This is a genomic window from Polyangiaceae bacterium (assembly GCA_016715885.1).
Classification (GTDB): domain Bacteria; phylum Myxococcota_A; class Polyangia; order Polyangiales; family Polyangiaceae; genus Polyangium.
The window spans coordinates 84,111-106,358 of the sequence record JADJXL010000008.1; the positions used below are offsets into that span (position 1 = coordinate 84,111).

Genomic DNA, 22,248 nt, shown 5'->3' on the forward strand with positions numbered 1-22,248 from the left:
TTGCAAACGCTTGCACGTCCTCAAGCAGGCGCCTGCACTCGAGCCCGCCCTCACTCCGTCGCGTGTTTCCCAAGCCCCTCGGGAGCGCCGCTGCGCCTTTTCGCAAACGCGAGCACGCGTGTCGTGGAGTCCGCGAGCTTGCCGGTAGTGACGAAAATCAAGCTCCGGTTTTGCTCTCTTCAACGGGCGCTGGAAGTACCTCCTTGCCGTACAGTTTGACAAAATTGCGCCGAAGCTCGTCGACGCTGTAATCCTTGCGCTCGCCCCACTCGGCGCCAAGCATTGCATGGGCCGTTTCCACGAGATCGATGACTGCGCGCGCGATATCGCGTTCGGTCGTCGCTATTTCCAGCCGGTGCTCGTAGGTCCACTTCACGAGCGCTTCGACGCCATCGAGGGAGATCTTTTCGTCGGCGCCGACTCGGAATGGAGAAATTGCGCGCGGCTTGAGGCGTGGGAAAATCCGATAACAATGTTGCAGCTCATAATCTGCCTCCGGCGCTACCGCCATGGCGAGAAATTGTTTTCGACACGGAATGGTTCTTCGCGCAGAACGAAGCGCCTCCGTTGCTTCCCGAAGGATGTACCTAAACGATTTCTCGTTCTTGATAACGTCGTCCGGTGGCGTTGGCACCAGCAGCCATTCAAACTTCGATTGCAGGTAATTGTTCGCAGACGCGACATTGCTTACATTGCAGAGTATTGCGTGACGATCGCGAAGAAGGAGCCACAAGTAAGCCCCCGCATCACGGCTGCAAATCGTCAACACTTTTCTGTCGTCCGACCAACGCAACTCCGGCGCCCTATGCCCCTGCAACGTTGATGACCATTGCGGGTCCTCGACAATCATAACCTGCTGCGCTTCAACAATATCGCGCAGAACATAGCCTGTTTTTTCGTATTCGATATCCTTCCAATCAGCCAGGAGTGGGAGTTTACCGGTGTCTCGCAGGGGACGAATGTCATTATAGATCTCCGCTGCAAGGGCCAGATATTTCACTTCCTCGACGCGCGTTGCATCACTCTCGATGCTCTCATAGTAACGGGGCAAAATATTGTACCGTGCACGTTCGATGGTGCAATCCACTTCTCTCCTGGCGTCGGATCGCACTTCTTGACGATTGATAGTATCTTCGATGCGTCGCTTTGATGCCATGAAACGCGCATCTGCATGGAGATGAAAGCTTCCAGGATGGTCGCCGACCGAGTGGCCATCAGCAACACGGTTTTGGCCGCCGTCGATAACCATGGGCCGAAAGTGGCGCCCGCGCTCGATGCATTGCTCTTTCCGAATGGAGTGCCCCCGAACCTCAATATGGCTGGGGTGCTCACGGCCATTCATCAATACCTCGCCAAAACGACGACAACCCTGGTCGATGCCGATACCGCGCACGCCATCGAGCTCCAGGACGACGATCCGTATCGAAAGCAACGCGAGGAGAGCATCACCGACCTGCGCGCATATCTCATTTCATTGCGGGCAACGTTGACCTCGAATTATGGCGCCGCCATTGCTTCCGCCTATGGATGCTCCGCTGCCATTCCCGAGGATGCCCATACGCTCGTCCGTTTCGCCACGAACGTCGAGGAATTGCTGCGCACTCGACCGCTCACGGAAACTCCCAAAAAGAAGAGCCTGACGATCGACCCCAGCGCCGCCGCCGATGATTTGAAGGAAGCGCGCGAGACGCTCGAAACGGCGCTCGGCAATGTCGAACGTGAAAAACGGGAAAGTCAGCTCACGCAAGTTGCAAAGAACAATGCAATGGCGGTGTGGGGAACGGCGTATCCGCGTGCCGCCGATTGCATTGCTGCATTGTTTGCGCTCGCCGGGCAAGAAGAATTGGCCAATGCCGTCAAGCCGACGGCGCGCCGCCGCGCGGGGCTCACGGAAGCGGAAGACACGCCCGACGCTGCAACACCCCCGGCCAACCCGCCCACGAATACGTAATCGCAAACCACTCGATTGCCCGCCACATCGCATTTCGACGCGTCGCCTCGCGCATTGCACGACGACACCTTGCACGTACCGTGACTCGTCGCACGGGTTTCAAGGTGCGAAACCTGCCATCGCCGCCGCCGACAAGCGTGTTGCCACACTGAAACGTGCTGGCAAGCTCGTCGCCGCGCGTGTCACGGGTCATCCATACGCGTTCGCTCGCGATCGGGACGTCATGCGCAACGTGCAGGATCGCGTAGCCAACGGGCCGGCACGCGATTGCGACGAACCCGGATGGCCGAGAGACGAGGTCTGGTCAACATTTTGGCAGTGAAAGTTGAAAGCTGAAGCACCGTGCAGAGGCCTGACGTGAGGCGCAGTGATGGCGTCAATCATGACGCTGCATTGGTGCATGTGTCGAAAAGAATGGATTTCGTCGCCAAGGCGGACTTCAGCAAACATCGATATAGCGCGAAGACGTCAACTGACTGACGCATCGTCGCATCATCCCGATTTCACGTTGGCACCGTCGAATTTCATAGACAGGCAACGACTTATTTCATAATTACCTTCCTGGCGCTCACGCGAGGAAGACATGGACGCACTTTTTTTTGGGATCGTTGTCCGGGGATATTGGTGAAAACGAACCTCGCAGGCATCGTTCTCGATTGCAATCGCGAGGCGCAGCAGGCGTTCCGAACGACGTCCATCAAGGGGAAATCATTACGAGAGTTGGTGCATCCGGAGGACCAGGCGGCGTTCGCCGCGCGCTGGGACGAAATCTCGAACGCAGCGGGCGCCGTGCGCGCCGTATCCTGCTTCCAAGGCGTGGATTCGGTGCTGCGTCTGGCATGGAGCGCAAAGCGAGCGCCAGATCGGGACGAGGTGTACGCCATGCTAATGCCCCTGCCCGATGCGGGAGAGCATTCACCGAAGCGTCTCGACGACCCGGCGCAACTGCTGCGTGGGATACTCGACCACTGCAATCTTCAGTCTGATTGTCGTCGATCTCGACGGGCGATACGTCGTCCACGATGGCAAGGCCGTTGCGGCAATCGCACCTTCAAGCCCGTGCAAGCTGCGGAATCTTCGAAAAGTGCGCGTCATTCGTCAAGAGCGCCAAATCGTACTGCAATACGATTGCCGCAATCCAAATGTCATTTGTCGGAATGGGTGTGCCCTGTCGGCGTAGCTGCGCGTAAAGGTGCGCGTAATGATGCGTCGTCTGCTCATCCGGGTACAGCACACTCACCCTCGAACTAGCGAGAAACCGCGCCAATATTGATTCATTGCGCCGCCCCAGCGCTCCTGCAGCAAATCCCGCGCGAAGCTCAGCTACGACAATGAAAGGGAGGTAGATGTGCCGCGCTGATTGCGTGAGCGCAACGAACCGCTCCTCGCCTCGCGCCGCAGCGCTATACGCATTGGTATCGAGCGCAAGATTCATTTCCACAATTCCGGATCGATCTGTCGCTGTTCCTCGAGCGCCTTGTCGACCTCAGGGTCGTCAACCCACGAACCAAAAAGAAAATCGAGATCGTGCTGCTCGATTGGCTCGTGCGTTATGCCAGCGCCACGCATGAGCGCCTCGATGGCAACGTCATTGAGGCTTCGCGAAAGCTGCTTGGCACGTTGCCGAAGCGCGCGATCCACTCCGGGTGGAACATTCCGGAGCGTGTACTGGATGGCTTCCGTAGCTTGCCTTCGCTTCATGCCTGCATGGTAGGCGACATCTGCCTCCACGTCAAGCCCGCCCTCACTCCGTCGCGTGTTTCCCAAGCCCCTCGGGAGCGCCGCTGCGCCTTTTCGCAAACGCGAGCACCAAAAGCGTCGCCAAATATGGCAATGCCTGCACCAAATCCCCCACCATGCTCTTCCGAGCTTGATCCTGGAGCGCAATTTGCAGCGCTTCGAGCGTCCCGAAGACAAGGCACGCGAGTGCCGCCCAGCTCGCTCGCCAGCCGCCAACGACGACCGCCGCAAGCGCAATGAATCCGCGCCCCGCCGACATGCCAGACTCGAACCGGTGCTGATCGTAGGGCCAAATGCGCCCCGCCAAGCGCGCATATCGCCCCAGATACCGCCAGCGCCGCAAGACGCGTTTTCGTGATGTCAATCCCGACGCTCGATGCCGCAACCGGGTTTTCCCCCGCCGCTCGTACGCGCAAGCCAAACCGCGTGTTTTGCATGAGATACGGCGTCGCTATCAATGCAATGACAGCGCAAATGAAGACAGGATCGACGAGCACACGCGCCAACATCGAATGCCCGGTCGCTCCGGTCGGACCAAACCGAAACCCTTCAATCGATGGCGAATTCGACGAGCTGTCGTAAAGCGCGCGCAACCCCATGCGCGTCGTCGCCAAAGCCAACAAATTGATGGCAATGCCACTGATGACCGCGTGAATACGCGCCTTCTCCGTGAGCAATCCATGGCCAAGCGATACGGCAATGCCCGATCCAATGGCCGCAACGAGCCCGAGCGATGCGCTGCCCGTCGCATACGCAACGGCCACCGATGAAAATGCACCCGTGAGCAGAATGCCCTCGAGCCCAATCTGAATGACGCCCGATCGTTCGGCCCATACCCCCGCAATGGCGGCACACGTATAGGGCACGGCAATGCGTATGGATTCCGCGAGCATCGTGAGCGATACGATCGAGCTCATCGCGCTGCCTCCTTGGCCGCTGCGACGAGCGCAGGCTTTTCTTCAGGTGGCTCCCGATTGCCCTTTCTCGTTGCCTCCTCCTTCGCCGCAGCTCGCGTCGATACCGCGACGAGCACAATGAGCGCTGCTTCAAGCACATCCATGGCTTCCTTCGGCACGCGCGCATTGACCGCAAGACCCGCTTGCTCGAGCGTTCCCAGAAAAACCGCCGCGAGCACGATGCCAATGGCCTTGCCGCGTCCGAGCATTGCAACCGCAATGCCGCTCCATCCTGCGCCGGCCCCGAGTCCCAATTCGTAATAACCCTTGTAACCCAATGCGGTCGACGATACCGCAAGCGCCGCGACCGCGCCCGATAGGAGCATCGCCAAAAGCAGCCGCCGCTCGACCGCAATCCCCTCGGCTCGACACGCATCCGCACGCAAACCCACCCAACGAATTTCGCGCCCCACGCGCGTGCGCCGAAGCAGTTCCATCACAACAAACACCGAAACGACCGCCAATGGAAAGGCGAAACTCGCGGCGCTCCCGAGCAGCGACGGAAACACTCGATCGAGCCGCGGAAGCGCAGCGCCCGGAGCAATGTCCGCCGTGCGCAGTGACGCCGATCCGAGCACCGTTGCAAGCGCCCACGGAAGAATCGCATCGACGATGCGGTTGACCATGATGGCCGTGATGATCTCGTGCACGCCTCGACGAACGCGAAGGATGGCCGGGACAAACGCGACCGCTGCACCCGTTGCAGCCGCAATGCACAGCACGAGCGGCAGCGCGACGACCATGGGCAACGACGACGGGAGCTTCGACGCAACCACGGCGCCCACGAGGCTCGCGAGCCCGAGTTGTCCTTCGGCGCCGATGTTGAACAAGCCCGCACGCAGCGCGATTTCAAATGCGAGCCCCGTGAAGAGCAGCGGCGTCGCCTTGAAGAGCACTTGCCCAATGCCATACGGCGTGCCCCACGTTCCTTCGAACGCCATGCGCAGCGCCGATGCGGGAGCTTGACCAAACGCAAATGCTATGAGGTCAAACAACAAGATGCCGCCCGCGATCGCGAGCACGATGGGCAACGCTGAACGGAGGTTCTGTGCGGGCTTCATGCGGCCTCCATGCCGAGCATCGCGCGGCCGATGACGTCATCGGGCGTATCTGGCGGCAAGTCGGCGACGATGCGCCCGCCCGAAAGCACGACGATGCGGTGGGACAAACGCTTGAGCTCGCCGAGGTCCGCGCTGATCATGAGCACGCCGAGCCCCTTTTCAGCAGCCGAAACGATGGCTCGATGAATCACGGCCGCCGCGCCGACATCCACGCCGCGCGTGGGTTGGCCCAGCACGACGACTGCCCGATCGGGGCTTGCTTCGACGCGATCGAGCGCCCTCGCCATGACGATCTTTTGTTGATTGCCGCCAGACAAGGCCCCCGCCGCACGCTCTGCTTCCGCTGGGAAAACTCCAAAGTGCTCGATACGCCGCGCGATGACGTTCTTCTCTTGCGCCGCACTCTTCAGATCACCGAGCTCCCCGAGAACCAGGTTGTCTCCAACGGAGGCTTCGAGCATCAGGCCTTCGGCGTGGCGATCCTCGTGTACGACGGCTAGCGCGCGTCTTCGAGCTCGCATGTCCTCCGCGGATCGTACGTGGTCAAAAGGTTTGCCGCCGAGCTCGATCGTCCCCGTCACGTGGGGCTCGAGGCCCGCGATGGCACGAATGAGCTCGTGTTGACCATTGCCCTCGATGCCTGCAACACCGACGATTTCGCCTTTCTTTACGGACAGTTGGACGCCATCGAGCACACGCTTTCCGTTGGCATCGACGAGCACCAAGTTCTCGATCGTGAGAGCATCCGCGGGTTTGTCCGGGAGCTCTGGAGCCTTGGTCGGTGCAGGAGGCTCGCCGCCCATGATGGCGCGCGTGAGCTCATCTTCGAGCGCAGCGCCTTCCGCACGATCGATCGGGCGCGACGCGACAGTGCGACCTCGCCGCATGACGGTCACGTGATGTGCAAATCGGATGACTTCATGGAGGTGATGGGTGACGACGGCGATGGTTGCGCCGTCTTTTGCGAGCTTTCCGAGCGTTGCGTAGAGCTCTGCAGCTTCGATGGGCGACAGCACGGCGGTGGGTTCGTCGAGCAAAACGGCACGTGCACCGCGGTAGAGAACGCGCAGAATTTCGAGGCGCTGGCGTTCTCCGACGGCAAGGTCTCGCGTCACTGCATCGAGGTTCACGGTGAGGCCCGTCTGCTTCATGAGCTCGTTTGCGCGCGATCGAGCGGTGGCAAGATCGAGGCGACCAAGTGATCGCGTGGGTTCGGCGCCGAGGACCAAGTTTTCGAGCGCAGTGAAGGCGGAAACGAGCATGAAGTGTTGGTGCACCATGCCGATGGCCGATGCGTTTCCTTCGACGTGCACGTTGCCGGCCACGTACGGCACGAAGCCTGCGGCAGCCTTGAGGAGCGTGGACTTCCCTGCCCCGTTTTCTCCGACGATCGCGTGGATGACGCCCGGTTCGAGCGTCACGCTGGCATCACGCACGGCCCAGAAGTCGCCGTAGCGAACTCCCAGCCCCTCGATTTTCATGACCGGACCGCGCACGTTCGCGAGGATACCCGGTCGAGCCAAACGGGGGGAACGTTTGTCGTCGTGTGGTACGGAGGGTCGCGGGCGCGGTGGGTTTGTCGCCGGCGCATGCATCACGGCCGGGCCTGCTGGCTGGACAAATACGATCCAGTCGAGCCGCCGTTGCGGTAGAGTCTCGGCATGCCGGGAGCGAACGAATGATGGGGCTTTTTCAGGAGTGGATCGGATTTCTGCTCCGCTGGCTTCACTTGATGGCGGGTATCGCGTGGATCGGGACGTCGTTCTATTTCAACTGGTTCGACTTGTCCGTGAGGCCACCGAAGGACAAGGTGCTGAAGGAAAACATCCGCGGGACGCTCGATGAAATCCACGGCGGGAGTTTTTATTATCACGAGCAATATTGGCCAGATAAGCATCCCGAGCGGTTGCTCGTGCATTCGTGGCCGGCGAAAACGACGCTGATCACGGGTGCGCTGCTCTTGGCGATGATTTATTGGCACGGGGCGAGGACGTACCTCATCGATCCGAGCGTGGCGGACATTGGACCGCTTGCGGCGATTGGGATCAGCTTCGCGTCGATTGCGGCATGCTGGTTTTTCTACAACGAGGTGTGCTTTTTCTTCGACAACAACCGCACGGTGTTCGTGATCATGGCGGTGTTCGTATCACTTGCGGCCTATGGCTTTCAGCATGTATTCAGCGGGCGAGCTGCGTACATTCACGTGGGCGCGATGCTCGGGACGTGCATGGGGCTCAATGTGTGGACGTCGATCGTGCCGCACCACATTGCGATGCGAAAGGCGCTCAATGCTGGGGAGCCGCTGGACAAACGCGACGGAGAGCAGGCGAAGCGGCGATCGCAGCACAACAATTACTTTACGTTGCCCGTGACGTTCGCGATGATCAGCAACCATTTCGCGGTTGCGTACAATCATCACCTCGGGTGGGTGATCTTGTGCCTTGCGATGGGGGCTGGCGTGGGCATTCGCCATTACATCAATGTTCTGTACAAGGAAGAGCGCAAGGACAAGCGGCTTCTCACGACCATCGGGGTTGCATTTTGCGGAGCGCTTGGATTGAGTTTCATCAAAGCCGGAGCCGGTCGTCGTGGGGCCGGTGGATACGATGACGGCGATGACGATCGTGCAACAGAGGTGCACGACGTGTCATTCGCAAAAGCCGACGCATCCGACGTTCGTGGCGGCTCCGTCCGGGTTCGTGATGGATACGGTCGATCAGATCATGGCGAAAGCCGAGAAAATCGTTCAGCGCACGTCGGTGTCGCGCGACATGCCGCTCGGTAATGCGACTGGGATGACGGACGAGGAACGGGCGATGCTAAAAGTGTGGATCGAAGGGCAGAAGAAGTGAAAGAGCTCAGGCCGCCCGACAGGTTGGATGTCGACGCTGACAAGCCGCGGATTTTTCTTGCTGGTTCCATAGAAATGGGAAAAGCGGTCGATTGGCAATCGGTGGTCACGGATACGCTTCGCGATATGGATATCGTGGTGCTGAACCCGAGGCGCGAGGCGTGGGATTCGACCTGGCCGCAGTCTGCGGATTTTCCGCCGTTTCGCGAGCAGGTCGAATGGGAGCTCGACGCGCTGGAAAAAGCGGACCTCATTCTTTTTTACTTTGCGCCGGAGACCAAGTCGCCCATTACGCTGCTGGAGCTCGGGCTGAACGTGCGTCGCAATGTGATCGTGTGTTGTCCCGAAGGATATTGGCGCAAAGGAAATGTGGACGTGGTGTGCAGGCGATATGGCATTCCGCAGGTGCCGACGCTGGAGGCGTTGATCGAGCGGGTCAGGGAAAGGGGGCTCCAGCACGCACGCGGCCAAGTACGCCGCTGATGGTAGAACGCGACGTTGCGAGGGCAAGCGGCCCAGACGTAGCCGCTCCAGTGGTGTGGAGCTCATGCTCCTCGATTCGCTGATGCTCGTCGAGATTCCTGCCGTACGCGCCCTTCCCGCCGAGGCGCCAGCCGATTTGGTACAGATGGATCTCGTAGCGCTCCAGCGCGCTCGGCTGGCAGGAGCTCGAATGCCGCGGCTTGCTCGCGCGCTCGTCATGCATGGGCCGTGGATGCCGTGCTGACAGCGTGCGGGGACGGCTGGAGACGCGGTGATGCCATGCGATACGTGGGCACTTGCCGCGCTCGGCCGTTGGGTCGCGGGTCAATATGACGCTCGTCGGCCCGCGGAGGTCGTCATTTCCGCCCGATCATCAGATTGTGCGCTGCCGACGGACGAACGTTGAATGTCGTCACGTGCGTCGTCGGCAGGAGTTTTCGATTCTCACGATGTCGGCGTTCGACTCTTACGATGCTGCAACGTTCGCCCCGTGAAGCACGCGCATGGCGTATGTGCCCGCCGGGAATGCGACCGAGCGATCGCCTGCCCGCCATGCTTGGAATGCCTTCCGATATGCGGCGCGGAAGGCTCGCACGGCACGCGCGGCAATGCGGGCCGCTTCGGCATTGCCGCGACCAACGGCGAACATGGGATTTCGCTGGCACCTGGGTTCATGGGTCGTGATGCGCATTGCGGGTGATACATTCGCGGCACGTTTTGCACCGAGCACGCGACGCGCGGGAATGCGTGCGTGGGCGGCCGCTTCCGAGTTTGGCAAGTTCCACGGCAATATCGTCGCGAAATCTTGGGCGTTTTCTTTGCAAATCGATGGAGGAAGGAAACGTCGAGGCTGGTCACGGGCTTCCATTCAGGGTTTTCGGGCTGAAATAGATGCCGGGGCGTTTAGCATGGATGGTGCCTTTGCCGATGTCATCGATCGTCGTTTTGGCACCGGGCCATTCGTGCGCGTGACGAACGAGTCCTGCTTCGACGGGGTTTGCCAAGGTATAGGCGATTTTTTTGACGATGGCTTGCCGCGTGCACAATTCGACGACACTGGTTTGAGCGCGATCCCAAGGCGATCCGTCCCATTTTCGGGAGAATTCTGACGCCAATCGAGACGAGCCGATGGAACAGCTCGAAAGCGCGGCAGCGTGCCCATGGGGTCGGAAACGACGTAATGCAAGTGCGTCGACATGGCACAAAAGGCGTGAACCTGAATGCCGTGCCGAAGCGCGGAGACGATGAGCGCGTAGAGAATGAAGCGGGTCATTGCGGGATCGGGGCGCAATAGGCAATGGCGACGCTCGGTGCGGCGCGTAACGAGGTAGGTGGCTCCGGGGCGGATGGGGCGGGGCTGGCTCATGGCCGGGGCGTATTGCGAGAAGTATGCCGGCGGAGGGCGCTCAATAATTTCGAATAGTTATGATCGATTTGGGGCCGACCGAGGGTGGCGGCCGCCATGGCGGAGGGTGGCGGCCGCCAGTTTTCCCGCCAGTCTACGGCCGTGAATGTGCCTACCAATCGCCAACCTCGGTGGGCGATTCTGGGCGGCTTCTAGCGCTTGTTTCGCGCAAACGTCGCGAACTGGTCGGCGCGATTGGGGTACTCGTTGGGTTTGTTATTTTGGGCACCACGCACCCATTCTTCTCGGAAAAGACCCAATCGCCCTTCTCGGGTGCCGCCACGTAAAGCGCGAGCGCGTCTCGCAAGCTTCGAGCCGAGCACCACGAGGTCGCATTCGGTCACGAAGGTGATGAGCTGGCCGATTTTGCCTTTCGGACCCGGGAAGAGGTCCAGGTACGTATTATCCCCGTCCCACCATCGATTCCCAGCGATGGGAATGCGCTTGGCGTGCCAAAGGACCGAATGGATTCGACCGGCTCCACGACCTTGAAGTCGGTCTGGGGATATTCTTCGGCGAGCGCGAGTTCCTCCTTCCAGCGCTCGACGACGGCTTCGGAGCGGTGCGAGCGGCGAGCACCCCGGCATCCATTCGAATAGGCTGGACTCATCGCCATCCTGGCCGTCGTGCAAGAGGAGCGAGGCGCGAAAGTCGTCGGGAAAGCGCAACGAAAGTGCTTCCTCGGCGGCAACGATCGCTCGCTCCGACGCGCCTTTGCGGAGGCCGAGCTCCCGCCCGGCATTTTTGGCGGCCCATGATCCCAAACGTTCCCAAAGATCATTCATGAAACCGAGCATCGCATGACTGGCACCTTTTCCCAAAGGGGTTGGCACCTTTTCCCAAAGGAGTTGGCACCTTTCGCTCGCGCTCGTGCAGACGTGAGCGATCAGGGCGGGAGCGCGGCGACGAAGACGTCAGGCGCGGTGCCGTTGGTGCTGATCGCGCCGGGGCCAAGATCCATCGTCCCGATGAAGCCGCCGGCGAGGAACGGCGTGCCCGAAGGCCCGAAAGCGCCGGCCACGCGGTGGTTGCCGTCCTCGTTCTGGCCGTAAATGGTGCGAGTCCACAGTACCTTGCCAGAAACGGCCACGGCAGCGGCAAAGAGGCCGCTGATGGGCGGGCCCAGCGCGGCGGCAATCAGCGCCTCGTCGTTCGGGCCGACAGCGAGGGACGGGATGACCGCAGCGGGGGCGCCGACCATGACGGGCGTGCTCGTCGCACCGTCGTGTCGAAGCGCTGGAGCGGAAACCCCTTGCCGTCCCACACGCCAAGCAGGACCAGATCGCCGGACGGCGCGACCTGCGCGTCGGTGACGAGCGGAGAGATCAACGACTGCCAGCGGTGCTGACCGGAGGCGTCGAAGCTGGTCACGAAGCCGGTCTGGTGAGGCACCACGCTCACGGGCCCGCCGCCGAAATCGACAACTGCCCCGGCGAGGTGACGATCTGGCCAGCGACGGCGACGTCTCCCCTCGGGCCACGCGACGACGGAGAGGTTCGCCCCGCGACCGGCTGCGACTCGAGCGCGAGGATCTTCCACCAGACGAGCGCGCCCGACGGATCCAGCTTGGCCACGAAGCCGTCATGCCCGAAGGAGGTGCCTTCGCCGAGCGTGATGTCATCGTACCCGAGCCATCCGCTGAAGAACCCCGCGACGTAGACGTGCCCTGCGCATCCGTCGCGGGACGCGTGACGATCATCTGAGAGCCGCCGAATGCGTGGCTCCAGACGTGGTCGCCAGAAGCAGTGAGCTTGGCGATCGCCGTCGACGTGGGACCGCCGTTCACCGGACCGCCGCCGAAATCGGCGACGCCGATGTAGCTCGCGGTGAGCAGGATGGCTCCGTCGCCAGCGAGCGCGACCTGGGTGGTGCCGATGGAGTCGTAGATCCCGGCGACGGCGCGCGCGAACGGCGCGCAACCGGCAGGGCGCGAGCCGAGCGACGAACAAGCGGCCCTCGAGCGCGAGCGGCGGCTCGGGGAAGATGTCCCCTTCAGACGGCGGCACGGCAGGCCCGTTCAGCGTGGCGACGCCGAGGTCGAGCGTGCCGTGGAAAGCGCCGGCGATGACTGGATAGCCGTGCCGATCGACGGCGATCGAGGCACCGACCTGCCGCATGCCGTCATAAAGCGCTTCGCGAACGGCGTCGTGGGCGCGGACATGCAGGAGTCTGCCGAGTCTTCGAGGGGCACGACGTCGAGGAGGTCGCTGCGTGCGCCGCAGGCGGTGAGGATGATGCAACAAAGGGCTGCCGCGCCAACGCGCGAGCAATCGCTGCCAACGCGGTTGTCACCGCGCCGCGTGCAATCCTCCGGAATCGCTGGGAAAATGAGGGGATCGTCGGGAGTGTTCATGATGGGTCGGGACCCGCAGCAATCATCGTGCCACGAATGAGGATCACCTTGCCCCGTCGAGTTACCTCAGATGAGCCGTTTTCGTGCGGATTCTGGGTGCGATGTTGAGCCTTGCGTTGCTGAGCAAGACGTGACGTCAGCGCGAGAATCCTGCGCACGCGCCCGACTTCTCCCGATTCCAACCGCACCCTTGATGCCTCGTGGATGTGTCGACGAGTTCGTCAGAATATCGCGCACAATGCCTTCCGTGAGCGCTCCCGTTTCCTGATCCGCTTTCATGACGATCGCCACGCGCAATCCTCGTCGAATCTGCGCTCGCTGCGTCCCTCCGGGCTCGCCCGCTGGCGATACATCCGCTGGATTCGCCTGTCGAACGATCACGGCCCCGCCCGCTCCTGCATTGCGCAGTAGCGTCGCAACGCGCTCGCATTCGGCAGCCATCACGAGCAAGTCGCGCCCCTCGATTGCGACGGTTTGCCCAAGTGTTTCTCGCCATGGCTTACCGAATATGCTCAAATGTTCCTGTGGTACACCAATGACGCGCGTAATCATCGTTTTCTCCGCCGCATCGAATTCGTCGCACGACAATCCGCCCGAGAGTCGGCTTGGTTGCTGGGGATGGAGCAGACGGCTTCGGCGCGGGCGCAGGCGCGGCATGACGCAGCGACGAGAACGGCTTGTGTTTCAGACCTGATTCGGGCGGCGGGCCGTCAATCTAGCGCGGTATCGACCGCCGACAACACGGAAATTCTCGACGGCGAAGCATGGCCAGGTCAACAACCGATTGAGTATCGCTGCAAATGTGGTATCCGTCGATGCTCTCGTCGTAGGGTGCCTGGGCCCCGCCCATCTCATGTCGCATCACGAAATGCTTTGTGCCGCCATCGCATACAATTCGCAAACGTACGGCGATCGGGCCATCAGCTCATGACAACGACGCGCTCGATAGTGGAGAACAGCATGAGCATCGCGGAATTCACCACGACTATCGACGGGCTGAACATTCATTATTGCCACGCCGGTGATACCGGACCGGTGGTGGTGCTGCTACACGGCGGCGGAATCGACTCGGCGCGCCTGTCGTGGGAGCTGCTGATTCCCGAGCTCGCGCACACTCACCGCGTTTTTGCGCCTGACTTTCCAGGCTACGGCGAGTCCGACAAACCTGCAGACCTTCCGTATACGCTGGAGTACCTCGCTGCGTTCGCCATCGAGTTTCTCGATGTGCTGAGGATTGAAAGGTGCAGCCTGGTAGGCATTTCGATGGGCGGGGCCGTGGCGATGAGCGTGGCGCTCGATCAACCCGAGCGAGTGGAAAAGCTGGTTTGGTGGACAGCTGCGGCTTGCAGCGCAAGGTTCCGCTGGGCAAACTCGGTTATCTGTCGGTGCACGTACCTGGCATGCAAAGATTTACCTCCGCAATGATGCGCAGCCGCGCGGCGATCAAATCTCGCTCGGCGTGCTGCTCAAAAACCCGGCGCACTGACCGAAGAACTGGTGGACCTGGCGCACGCGGAAGCAATGCGCCCCGGCGCGGGCATAGCCTTCAGCGCCTTCCAGCGCAGCGAAGTCACGTGGAACGGAACGCGTAGCGTGCTGCTCGACCGCCTGTCTGAAATTCAAGCGCCCACATTGCTCGTCCACGGCACCAAGGATACAGCCGTGCCCGCGGAGAGCTCCCCGCGAGGCACAGCGCGCCATTGCCGGCGCGCGATTGGCGTGGATCGAGGGCGCGGGTCGTTAGCCGCAGCGCGACGACCCGAAAGCCTTCAACCGCGTCGTCACTGATTTTCTGCGCGATCGACGTATGGATGCGTAGACTCAGCGGGGACATCATGAATGAGGATCTGTCCAACGGATGGGAAGCTGTGGCCGAGCGGTTCATCGAATGCCGATCGGACATTGGGGCCGCCACCGTTCGGCAATGGGCGACATGCCTGCCGAAAGGCGGCTCTGTCTTGGATGTCGGTTGCGGCTCGGGGGTCCCCATTTCGATGGCCCTGATGGACGACGGATTCCAAGTCGCTGGATTGGATGCATCTCCGACGTTGGTCGGCGCATTCCGGACGCGCTTTCCCGGCGCGGTGGTCGCGTGTGAGGCGGCTGAACAGAGCCGCTTCTTCGGCCGGAACGTTCGACGGCGTCATCGCCATTGGCCTGCTATTTTGCTCTCCGAACAATCGCAGCGCGAGCTCGTTCGCCGTCTGGCAAGCGCGCTCAGGCCAGGCGGGCGCCTCCTTTCACCGCGCCGCACGAGCGATGCGTCTGGACCGACCAGCTCACGGGACGCACGTCCCTATCCCTGGGAGCTGCGGAGTATCGACGGCTGCTCGAAGGCGCGGGAATGGCGCTCGCGCGCAGCCTCGAAGACGAAGGTGAAAACCATTATTACGACGCGCTCGCGGTGGGCGGCAACGCGCAAATGACATGCCGACACCCGTGGCACGACGAAAGATGAAGCAAACGCTGCGGCGAATCCGCAATGAATCAATCAATTCTCCCTTGCCCGCGCAGAAGAATTGGCATACCCAAATGCTTCCCCAAACTTCTCGGAGGTCACCATGATGCCAAATGATTCGAATCTCGACGATTGCGCCATTCGTACGTTTCGATGGCGCAAGCCCCGAAGCCTCGTAGGGCTCGTTGCCATGACGGCCATGCTCGCAGGTTGCCCCGACACGGAACCCACGCCGAATGGCTCGTCGAGCAGCTCGGGATCCGGCGGATCTGCCGGCTCGGGAGGCCAAGGAGGCTCAGCAGGTGAAGCGGGTCAAGGCGGCGGTGGCGCAGGTGGTGCCGGTGGCGGCGGTGGAATCGGAGGTGCCGGAGGCGCCGGTGGTGGCGGTGGAGCCAGCGGATGGACCGAACGCTCGAAAGCACGCGTGTTTCTGAGCGGCCATAGCTTGACGGATGATCCACTCGCAGACTACGTGCTTGCCATTGCCCAAAGCTTGGGGCGGGATTTCAATTACAACCAGCAAATTGGCATCGGCTCGCCCATTCGAGTGCGAACGCTGGGCGATAGCTGGAACAACCTCGATTGGCCCGGATACAAGAAGGGCAAAAACAAACATGGCACGTTCGACATGAACGTCATCGAAGAATTGAAAAATCCCACGACGCTGGGTGCGGGCGAAAAGTACGATACGCTCGTCATCACCGAGCGGCATGATGTTCTCGGCACCATTCAATGGGAAGACACTGCCGGGCTGTTGCGGCATTACCACGATCGGCTCATCGATGGCAATCCTGCCGGACACACGCTATTTTACCATAGCTGGCTCGATGTCGACAAAGCCGATCCGTCAACATGGATCACGCACGAAAAGAATGCTCTCGTGGCTTGGGAATGCGTGGCGAACAAAGTGAACCTCACGCTCGAAGCTCTAGGGCGTTCGGATCGGCTGACCACGTTGCCCGTGGGAGCCGCATTGGTTCACCTCGTCGAGCAAATTTTGGCGGATAAGGTTCAGGGGATCAGCGGAACGACGACGCAAAAACTGAACATGATCTTTAATGACAACGTGCACTTGACGCAGCTCGGCGTGTATTTCGCGGCGCTCGTGACGTACGCCGCCGTGTTTCGTAGTTCCCCCGTGGGAGCGTCGGTCCCGCAAGGAGTGAATGCAGTACCGGCCGCCGATATGCAGGCCATTGCCTGGAGCTTCGTGAGCACGTATTACACGACGCCCGCTTCCGGCGAGCATACGATGGACGCGTGCAGGAGTTTCATTTCGCAGAACGTCTGCGAATCCTTCTGGACCTTGCAGGGCAATCCGGGCAACATCACGGGCTGTCAAAACCATTTTTCGAATCCCAATTCGAACAATGGGAGCAACCCGTTCAAGTGGCCTGATCCGAACTTGATGGTTTGGCCGGATCCTTGATGCAAGTGAATCGCGCATTCATCCACGCGACACCGAATTGCACGAGGTCCTCGGCTTCGACAAGCTCGCTGCGCGCGTTACCAACGAGCCCGCAAGACGCGCGACCCGTCGCCAAATAACCCTTCAAAATGAGCGCAAAGTAATCCTCGAAAGGCCAATCCACGATGCCTTCGCTGTCGTCGAGGCAATCGACGTAGCGGATCACCGGCTCTGGGGCGGCCGCAATGCGTCGGTATCGACGTACGCGTCGTTTTTGCGGCAAATCCACCAAATACTCGGCCCAGTGCAGCACGGTCGTGGTATCGAAATCGGCGCCAAGGCGGAGCACTCGCCCGCCCATTTTGCACAATCGCTCGAGCGGCGAGCCCGGCCCGAAGTAATCGTGCCACGGTGAATCGCAAAGCAGCTCGATTGCCCGCGCACCTCGCGCTCCAAATCGTCCCTCCGGGTGGTCGGTCACGAGCGTGCCTGGCTGCTGACGAAAAGCTTCGGCGAGATACCCGACGTCCGGATCCGCGGGCGTCGTCGATTTGTCGAAAGGCTCGGCGTTTTGCAGATGTGCAGCCCGCTCATGTTCAGGGAGATCGTTCACCCAGGCCGAATCGTCTCGCGCCGAGGACCATCGTGGTCGTTCCACCCTCGAAAACGGCTTGGTCAGCGCGTCGACCACACCTCGAGCGCCGCCTTCGATGGGCCCGATTGCGCGGAGGGAAGCATGGATCATCAGCGTGTCACCAGCGCGAACGCCGAGCTGTCGGAGGTCCCGCACGAGGTCCAGGGGGCTTTGCATGGGTGGAGCTTACTGCATTCTGGGGTTATCGAAAAACGTAAATTTGGCGCTCACGCGGCGGGGGCTGAGGCGTGACGAGGCAGGCTCGATATCTGGGAGCAACATCGAGAATCATCCACGATGCTCAGAGTTTCTCGTCACGTGAGCGGATTGCGAACTCGCACCGTCCCGTAAACGCACCCGTCCTGGAAGTCCTCGCTAAGGATTTCGGAAAGCCCATAATGCTCTGCGTAGGCCCATAAATGGGCGTCGAACCACGAAAGCTGATAGGTCGTTGCGCCATGTAGAGCAAGCCGAATAACGGCTTCGCTCGGATAGATGACATCAAACGTCAACAGCATCTCTTCCACTTCACGGCGTGCCTCGACGACCGATAGCAGTGGCGCATGCTTGCCCATGGGCCTCGTCACGACAGCAACGAATTCGATGATCGCCTGATGAGGCACTCGAATCGAGCGCTCCTCGATTCCCTTTCGAAGCACGGCAGCGGCTTTTTGCTGCTTGTCTGGAAATCGTGGGTCGTACCGGTAAACCAGGATATTCGTGTCAACGAGCGAGACCACGATCGTAGATCTCCTCGCGCGTCCAGCCTCTATCCGCCGTCCCGCCTCCGGCAGTCTGCGAAGCTTCGGCTTCCCTTGCACGCTGCCGTGATGTCGCCTCATCGAATAGCTTCAACCGCTCTTGCGTGCTCAGCATCCGAGGAAGCGTTTTTGCAGGGATGACGCGGATTCCGCCATCAGCCTCGGCCCATTCTACTTCATCACCAGGCAGAATCTCATACTTGTCAGCAAGCTCCTTCGGCAGCGTCACCTGAAGCTTGGGCGTCACGAGGCTCATATCGGCACTGTAGCAGAAGCCGCGGTCCGGTCGAAGGGTCTTGAAGTGTCGTTGCCATCCGAGCACATCCCGAGCACACACCGAAAACAGAACGCCTCGACGCCTCCTCAACGACTGAGAACGCGTCTTTTTCTGGGCCAAAGGCTTTCGCAGCGGCTGGGAACGCGAGTCTCCGCGGGAAACACGTGATCTTTCTCGCTAAAAAGGCGAGTTTCCGCGGGAAACACGTGATCTTTCTCGCTACGAAGGCGTCTCTCCCCGGAAAAGGCGCCGTCGCAGCCGCTAAAAGGGCGGCTCGCCCGTGCAAGATCGCGTTCTCAGCCATTGAGAACGGTCATTGCGCTTCGCGCCCATTCTGGGTTCAGACGAATGATTTCCGCATTGAGCGTCGCGGCAAACCCGAGCCACAAGAGGTACGGCAGAACATCCATGATGCAGCGGAATCGACTCGACGAGCGACCCTGATGAAAGCTCCCGTGACGAAGATCAATGCCACCATGTCGGCCAGCGCGAGCCACGGTCGCTGCAAACCGAAAAAGAGCGGCGTCCATGCGAAATTGAGAGCCAACTGGACAAACCACAACGTCAGCGCCCGCGTGCGATCCCGGCTCGAAGGTGCCAGAAAAACTCGAACGCCCGCAATGGCGATCATCGTACAGAATGGTCCAGGCAATGCCGAATGCGACGCCCGGAGGTTGAAACGAAGGCTTCTCCAAAGCATCGTACCATGATTGCATTCCTCGCACATTCACGATACTTCCGACGATCGACGTCAATAACGTGAGCCCTCCGAAAATTCCAACCCCGATCAAACGACGAATTGCGCGATTTTTCCCGGAATACATGGCCGTCCTCCCGAGCACGTCCGTGCCACCCGCACCGATCGAGCAAATCGCGTTCCGGGCGGTCTCTGCCAACAAAGCGGAAAGTGGTAAGAACTACGCTATTTGAAGCTGCTCGTCATTGCCTACCCCGACCTCTTCCCCCTGCGCGTCGCCATCAGCCCAAGCAGCGCAATTGGCCAATATTCATTCGATCCACCCGACTGCGAACAACCTCCACCACCCGCAACAATGACCGCGGGCGGGTCCAAAGGTTTGTCCACGACATCGACAATCGCGAGCGCGGTCGCGTCCTGCCTGTCGAATCGAGCACTCGAAGCTTCAAGATTCGGCGGCCCAAATCCGTATAGGTCAAGCGCAATGATAATCCAAATCTGCATCCAGCACGAGCGATGCCGCAGGCTCGTCCATGTCGCTCACGTCAATCGGAATCGACACTTCGACGCCTGCATATGCCGTCACCGGATCGATTGAAATGCGCGGATCCGACCCCGCGGGCGGATCTTGGCCGAACAAGCTGCGATGAATGCGCAATTTCCCGTAGCCGAAATCATCATTCGGTGCGTTGCCCACGTGCTCATCGACCAGCGCTCCGTTTCGAATCGCCTCGTGCACATCAGCGCCCGTCCAATCCGGGTGAGCTTGTAGCAGCAGCGCCGCGGCGCCAGCCACATGAGGGCTCGCGCCCGACGTGCCGCCATAAATCAATCCACTCGCTTGCTCACCTTCACGAAAACCCGCCGTAATCGGATCGTCCGGCGCTGAAATCGCGAGGATCTTTTTCCATCGATACGATAACCTCGCCCCGAATAAGGCGCGCGTTCACCAGGACTTCGAACAAAAACCCGTGCCCGACGTAAGCAGCCACCGCCAATCCATGATCAGCCGTGCCCGGATGCCCAATGAGGTGATCTTCACTGGCATGTTCGGGGAAAAAAAATTCTTTTGCCCCAGCCCGACATATCATCCATCACATAGCCGATCAATGCGAGGTCCGGGGCGCCCGGTGGAGCAGGGTCGTTCACCGTGATCGTCCAAGTTCCTGCCGGGATCGGTGGAGGATTGGCATTCTGGCCAAATACGTAAATGTCGACGCGCGAAGTCCTCGGCTCGAATCGGTCCTCTCCGCATAGATTTCAGGCCGTCGTGCCAGTCGGTGTATACGGCTCCCGGCGCATTGGGCAATCCATTTGGAAACCCGTGGGGTCCTTGAATTGCAGGGTCAAGTTCCGCATCACATCGCGCCAGAGCAGCGACACGCCGATGAATCGAAAGGGAGCATAAGGCGGAATTCTTCGGTGCTTCGATGGGCACGATTGTTTGTTGACCGGCAGGGACCGAACGCTTGTAGAGTCTGTCCGATGTCGACAAGTTTCCCGCAGGGTTGATGTGCGACACGCCTTGCGCGGATGACTCGTCGATGAGCTGCTCCATGGGGCTGGATCCATCGAGCGGATAGCCGACCCACGGCGCGTATTCGTGAAAGCACCACGCGTGCGCCTTTGATTGAGACAAAAGTTCGTAGCTTTGACTTCTCCACCGGATGATTGCGTGACCATGACCAGCTCGGCATCGGGAGCGATTCCTACGAGATTGGTGAGGCCGCGGTGACCGCCGAGCAAAACGCCGCTCGCGCCGGTTCCATGGTCGAAGTCCTGTGTGATTGGCAGCATGATGAGGTTTTTGCCGCGCTGGTAGGTCTTGTTGTCGAATCGGACGGACTTGATTTTGGACGAACCCAAAGCGATCAGTTTTTCTCCTCGTCGAGCACACCATTGCGATTGACGTCGTCGGGCACGTAAAGCGGCTCGCCGAAGGTGGGATCAGCCTCCGTAAAGCCCGCGCTCGGGCCGAATTCGCGTGCGCCGCTGCCATTTCGATCCGCATAAAGCCAATCCATACCGAGTTGGTACGCAGGATCGTCGCTGCCGGAATTGGGGATCCTTGTCGTAGAACGTGGTAATCACGGTATTGAGAACGCGCAGGACGTCGGCCTGGCTGCCGTCGCCATCCGGATCGATGCCGTCGATACCGGGCGAAAAATGCCATTGCCGTCGACATCCACCCAATCGAGGCCCCACCGTCAGCTCGAAAAAACATGGGATGAAAGACGTCGACGCCGGAATCGATGTCGCAAATGGTGATTCCGGCGCCCGTGAACCCGGAGCCCATCGGGCCGGCGCGCCACACATCCATGGCTTGAATTTGCGCGGCCGTGTAATCGAGCGGTCTGGGAGGTTGGAAGGAGCGCCGTCGAGGGCAATGCGCCGGACATTCGGGAGCTTGGAGAGCGGCTCTGAGCGCCGAAGCGGCAATGTCTGCAAGTTAACGAATGTGGAACGCACGATGGGCATTCCGTCGTCGTTCAGCGAAAGAACAGCGCCGTGCTGGCGAAGCAAAATCGAGGTCTGCTTGCGTCGGAGCGGATAGGAATTCGATGATGACCGGCGCCGTCGATTGGCCAGGGATAACCCTGCCCGAACCGTCCGCGGCCGGGCGAGGTGCAAAATAAAGGGGAATTGCACCTTCGATGGTGGCTGTGGGTCGATGGGCCGAACGGGCCGAAGCGACCGACGGGCAAGGACACAGGCGATTGCGAGCGAAGGTGCAAAAAGCGGCGAAGCATGGGCATGGGACTCGTTCCTCAGTGAATACGCAAGGTAAAATTTGCATCAACAATGGTTGCGTCGATACGATTCGTCGGCCATGAATGCAGATACTAAAAAAAGCATCCGCTTGTCCAGGGTGCCGGACCGATTGACTCCAGTCGAATTGCAGCGCTGTCTGAAGCTTCAATCCGAGGGTACATCGAGCTGCAGTCCGATCTTTGAAACCAAGCTTGCAGCAAACGATCGCAAAGGATTTCTTGATTTCCTGAAACGCGCCGTTCGTTTACACTGGCACGATGTCGACACTCGATGACCTCGTGGAGCGTCTTCGCCAGGCTGCAGGCGCCGAATTCGCCTTTGCGCTCACGCGTGAAGCCGCGCTCGTGACGCGTGATGCGCCGCCGCTCATGCCAGAAGCGGGGCGAAAATTGCTCGCGACGGCAGCGGAAGCGCTCATCGGAAAACGCGATGTCGGATTTT

22 protein-coding genes and 3 pseudogenes are annotated in these 22,248 nt (G+C 60.5%); 7 read left to right on the top strand and 18 right to left on the bottom strand.

Translation table 11 applies throughout. The features are described 5' to 3' along the window. Positions 1-157: 157 nt before the first annotated feature. Complete coding sequence (locus IPM54_11830; GenBank protein MBK9260506.1) at positions 158-1,156, bottom strand: hypothetical protein; 999 nt, start codon at positions 1,154-1,156, stop codon at positions 158-160. 21 nt (positions 1,157-1,177) lie between these two features. Here IPM54_11830 and IPM54_11835 point away from each other — a divergent pair, with 21 nt between their 5' ends. Further along, positions 1,178-1,951, top strand: coding sequence for a hypothetical protein (locus IPM54_11835; protein ID MBK9260507.1), 774 nt, complete (start codon positions 1,178-1,180; stop codon positions 1,949-1,951). 1,051 nt (positions 1,952-3,002) lie between these two features. Here IPM54_11835 and IPM54_11840 read toward each other — a convergent pair. The 5 genes from IPM54_11840 to IPM54_11860 are packed head-to-tail and all read right to left on the bottom strand — an operon-like array spanning position 3,003 to position 7,204. Continuing rightward, positions 3,003-3,386, bottom strand: coding sequence for a type II toxin-antitoxin system VapC family toxin (locus IPM54_11840; protein MBK9260508.1), 384 nt, complete (start codon positions 3,384-3,386; stop codon positions 3,003-3,005). Further along, positions 3,383-3,652 carry a hypothetical protein gene (locus tag IPM54_11845; GenBank protein ID MBK9260509.1) on the bottom strand — a complete coding sequence of 90 codons (270 nt, stop codon included), beginning with the start codon at positions 3,650-3,652 and terminating at the stop codon, positions 3,383-3,385. The genes IPM54_11840 and IPM54_11845 overlap by 4 nt, the downstream gene beginning before the upstream one ends. After that, a complete protein-coding gene (locus IPM54_11850) occupies positions 3,649-4,608 on the bottom strand; it encodes an ABC transporter permease (protein ID MBK9260510.1) in 960 nt (319 codons plus the stop codon). The genes IPM54_11845 and IPM54_11850 overlap by 4 nt, the downstream gene beginning before the upstream one ends. Continuing rightward, positions 4,605-5,708, bottom strand: coding sequence for an ABC transporter permease (locus tag IPM54_11855; protein MBK9260511.1), 1,104 nt, complete (start codon positions 5,706-5,708; stop codon positions 4,605-4,607). The genes IPM54_11850 and IPM54_11855 overlap by 4 nt, the downstream gene beginning before the upstream one ends. Then, positions 5,705-7,204, bottom strand: coding sequence for an ATP-binding cassette domain-containing protein (locus IPM54_11860; protein MBK9260512.1), 1,500 nt, complete (start codon positions 7,202-7,204; stop codon positions 5,705-5,707). Before IPM54_11860 ends, IPM54_11855 begins: the two co-directional genes overlap by 4 nt. Before the next feature lie 182 nt (positions 7,205-7,386). Between IPM54_11860 and IPM54_11865 the strand changes: the two genes are divergently transcribed. The 3 genes from IPM54_11865 (at position 7,387) to IPM54_11875 (ending at position 9,286) form a co-directional block, all read left to right on the top strand. Next, complete coding sequence (locus tag IPM54_11865; GenBank protein MBK9260513.1) at positions 7,387-8,493, top strand: urate hydroxylase PuuD; 1,107 nt, start codon at positions 7,387-7,389, stop codon at positions 8,491-8,493. A 63-nt stretch (positions 8,494-8,556) separates the two neighbouring features. Beyond that, a complete protein-coding gene (locus tag IPM54_11870; protein ID MBK9260514.1) occupies positions 8,557-9,042 on the top strand; it encodes a nucleoside 2-deoxyribosyltransferase domain-containing protein in 486 nt (161 codons plus the stop codon). Between the two features lie 64 nt (positions 9,043-9,106). After that, positions 9,107-9,286 carry a hypothetical protein gene (locus tag IPM54_11875; protein ID MBK9260515.1) on the top strand — a complete coding sequence of 60 codons (180 nt, stop codon included), beginning with the start codon at positions 9,107-9,109 and terminating at the stop codon, positions 9,284-9,286. Positions 9,287-9,508: 222 nt separating this feature from the next. Here the strand turns inward: IPM54_11875 and IPM54_11880 are convergent. From IPM54_11880 to IPM54_11900, 5 genes and pseudogenes are all read right to left on the bottom strand, one after another. After that, a pseudogene (locus tag IPM54_11880) lies at positions 9,509-10,408 on the bottom strand (transposase). A 191-nt stretch (positions 10,409-10,599) separates the two neighbouring features. Then, positions 10,600-11,232, bottom strand: a complete 633-nt coding sequence (locus IPM54_11885) for an SMI1/KNR4 family protein (GenBank protein ID MBK9260516.1) — start codon at positions 11,230-11,232, stop codon at positions 10,600-10,602. A 101-nt stretch (positions 11,233-11,333) separates the two neighbouring features. Next, positions 11,334-11,648, bottom strand: a complete 315-nt coding sequence (locus tag IPM54_11890; protein MBK9260517.1) for a hypothetical protein — start codon at positions 11,646-11,648, stop codon at positions 11,334-11,336. Between the two features lie 196 nt (positions 11,649-11,844). Beyond that, a complete protein-coding gene (locus IPM54_11895; GenBank protein MBK9260518.1) occupies positions 11,845-12,564 on the bottom strand; it encodes a hypothetical protein in 720 nt (239 codons plus the stop codon). Positions 12,565-12,796: 232 nt separating this feature from the next. After that, a pseudogene (locus IPM54_11900) lies at positions 12,797-13,241 on the bottom strand (YwbE family protein). 519 nt (positions 13,242-13,760) lie between these two features. Here IPM54_11900 and IPM54_11905 point away from each other — a divergent pair. From IPM54_11905 to IPM54_11915, 3 genes and pseudogenes are all read left to right on the top strand, one after another. Beyond that, entirely contained in the window at positions 13,761-14,225 is a 465-nt protein-coding gene (locus IPM54_11905) for an alpha/beta fold hydrolase (protein MBK9260519.1), read from the top strand. 410 nt (positions 14,226-14,635) lie between these two features. After that, a pseudogene (locus IPM54_11910) lies at positions 14,636-15,258 on the top strand (class I SAM-dependent methyltransferase). A 355-nt stretch (positions 15,259-15,613) separates the two neighbouring features. Beyond that, positions 15,614-16,687 (top strand): hypothetical protein, encoded by a 1,074-nt coding sequence (locus IPM54_11915; protein MBK9260520.1) that lies wholly within the window; start codon positions 15,614-15,616, stop codon positions 16,685-16,687. On the opposite strand, the gene IPM54_11920 is transcribed toward IPM54_11915, so the two are convergent. The 7 genes from IPM54_11920 to IPM54_11950 all read right to left on the bottom strand — a co-directional run bounded on the left by IPM54_11920 (position 16,644) and on the right by IPM54_11950 (position 21,059). Further along, positions 16,644-17,477 (bottom strand): AAC(3) family N-acetyltransferase, encoded by an 834-nt coding sequence (locus IPM54_11920; GenBank protein MBK9260521.1) that lies wholly within the window; start codon positions 17,475-17,477, stop codon positions 16,644-16,646. The genes IPM54_11915 and IPM54_11920 overlap by 44 nt on opposite strands. 137 nt (positions 17,478-17,614) lie before the next feature. Next, positions 17,615-18,040, bottom strand: a complete 426-nt coding sequence (locus tag IPM54_11925; GenBank protein ID MBK9260522.1) for a PIN domain-containing protein — start codon at positions 18,038-18,040, stop codon at positions 17,615-17,617. Next, positions 18,024-18,317 carry an AbrB/MazE/SpoVT family DNA-binding domain-containing protein gene (locus IPM54_11930; GenBank protein ID MBK9260523.1) on the bottom strand — a complete coding sequence of 98 codons (294 nt, stop codon included), beginning with the start codon at positions 18,315-18,317 and terminating at the stop codon, positions 18,024-18,026. The genes IPM54_11925 and IPM54_11930 overlap by 17 nt, the downstream gene beginning before the upstream one ends. A 317-nt stretch (positions 18,318-18,634) precedes the next feature. After that, positions 18,635-19,162, bottom strand: coding sequence for a tryptophan-rich sensory protein (locus IPM54_11935; GenBank protein ID MBK9260524.1), 528 nt, complete (start codon positions 19,160-19,162; stop codon positions 18,635-18,637). A 122-nt stretch (positions 19,163-19,284) separates the two neighbouring features. Further along, the gene (locus IPM54_11940; protein ID MBK9260525.1) at positions 19,285-19,539 is read right to left on the bottom strand and encodes a hypothetical protein; all 255 of its coding nucleotides are present in this window, start codon (positions 19,537-19,539) and stop codon (positions 19,285-19,287) included. Then, positions 19,511-19,936, bottom strand: a complete 426-nt coding sequence (locus tag IPM54_11945; GenBank protein ID MBK9260526.1) for a S8 family serine peptidase — start codon at positions 19,934-19,936, stop codon at positions 19,511-19,513. Before IPM54_11945 ends, IPM54_11940 begins: the two co-directional genes overlap by 29 nt. A gap of 970 nt (positions 19,937-20,906) precedes the next feature. Next, a complete protein-coding gene (locus IPM54_11950; protein MBK9260527.1) occupies positions 20,907-21,059 on the bottom strand; it encodes a hypothetical protein in 153 nt (50 codons plus the stop codon). Between the last annotated feature and the right edge of the window lie 1,189 nt (positions 21,060-22,248).

What these genes read in the sequence shown, in the direction of transcription:
- IPM54_11875 (MBK9260515.1), top strand. Translation starts at nt 9,107, where the DNA reads ATGCTCCTCGATTCGCTGATGCTCGTCGAGATTCCTGCCGTACGCGCC.
- IPM54_11895 (MBK9260518.1), bottom strand. Translation starts at nt 12,564, where the DNA reads ATGCGGCAGGTCGGTGCCTCGATCGCCGTCGATCGGCACGGCTATCCA.
- IPM54_11850 (MBK9260510.1), bottom strand. Translation starts at nt 4,608, where the DNA reads ATGAGCTCGATCGTATCGCTCACGATGCTCGCGGAATCCATACGCATT.
- IPM54_11855 (MBK9260511.1), bottom strand. Translation starts at nt 5,708, where the DNA reads ATGAAGCCCGCACAGAACCTCCGTTCAGCGTTGCCCATCGTGCTCGCG.
- IPM54_11935 (MBK9260524.1), bottom strand. Translation starts at nt 19,162, where the DNA reads ATGTATTCCGGGAAAAATCGCGCAATTCGTCGTTTGATCGGGGTTGGA.
- IPM54_11890 (MBK9260517.1), bottom strand. Translation starts at nt 11,648, where the DNA reads ATGGTCGGCGCCCCCGCTGCGGTCATCCCGTCCCTCGCTGTCGGCCCG.
- IPM54_11905 (MBK9260519.1), top strand. Translation starts at nt 13,761, where the DNA reads ATGAGCATCGCGGAATTCACCACGACTATCGACGGGCTGAACATTCAT.
- IPM54_11865 (MBK9260513.1), top strand. Translation starts at nt 7,387, where the DNA reads ATGATGGGGCTTTTTCAGGAGTGGATCGGATTTCTGCTCCGCTGGCTT.
- IPM54_11920 (MBK9260521.1), bottom strand. Translation starts at nt 17,477, where the DNA reads ATGCAAAGCCCCCTGGACCTCGTGCGGGACCTCCGACAGCTCGGCGTT.
- IPM54_11940 (MBK9260525.1), bottom strand. Translation starts at nt 19,539, where the DNA reads ATGCAGATTTGGATTATCATTGCGCTTGACCTATACGGATTTGGGCCG.
- IPM54_11840 (MBK9260508.1), bottom strand. Translation starts at nt 3,386, where the DNA reads ATGAATCTTGCGCTCGATACCAATGCGTATAGCGCTGCGGCGCGAGGC.
- IPM54_11845 (MBK9260509.1), bottom strand. Translation starts at nt 3,652, where the DNA reads ATGAAGCGAAGGCAAGCTACGGAAGCCATCCAGTACACGCTCCGGAAT.
- IPM54_11830 (MBK9260506.1), bottom strand. Translation starts at nt 1,156, where the DNA reads ATGGCATCAAAGCGACGCATCGAAGATACTATCAATCGTCAAGAAGTG.
- IPM54_11930 (MBK9260523.1), bottom strand. Translation starts at nt 18,317, where the DNA reads ATGAGCCTCGTGACGCCCAAGCTTCAGGTGACGCTGCCGAAGGAGCTT.
- IPM54_11885 (MBK9260516.1), bottom strand. Translation starts at nt 11,232, where the DNA reads ATGAATGATCTTTGGGAACGTTTGGGATCATGGGCCGCCAAAAATGCC.
- IPM54_11835 (MBK9260507.1), top strand. Translation starts at nt 1,178, where the DNA reads ATGAAAGCTTCCAGGATGGTCGCCGACCGAGTGGCCATCAGCAACACG.
- IPM54_11950 (MBK9260527.1), bottom strand. Translation starts at nt 21,059, where the DNA reads ATGGATTGGCTTTATGCGGATCGAAATGGCAGCGGCGCACGCGAATTC.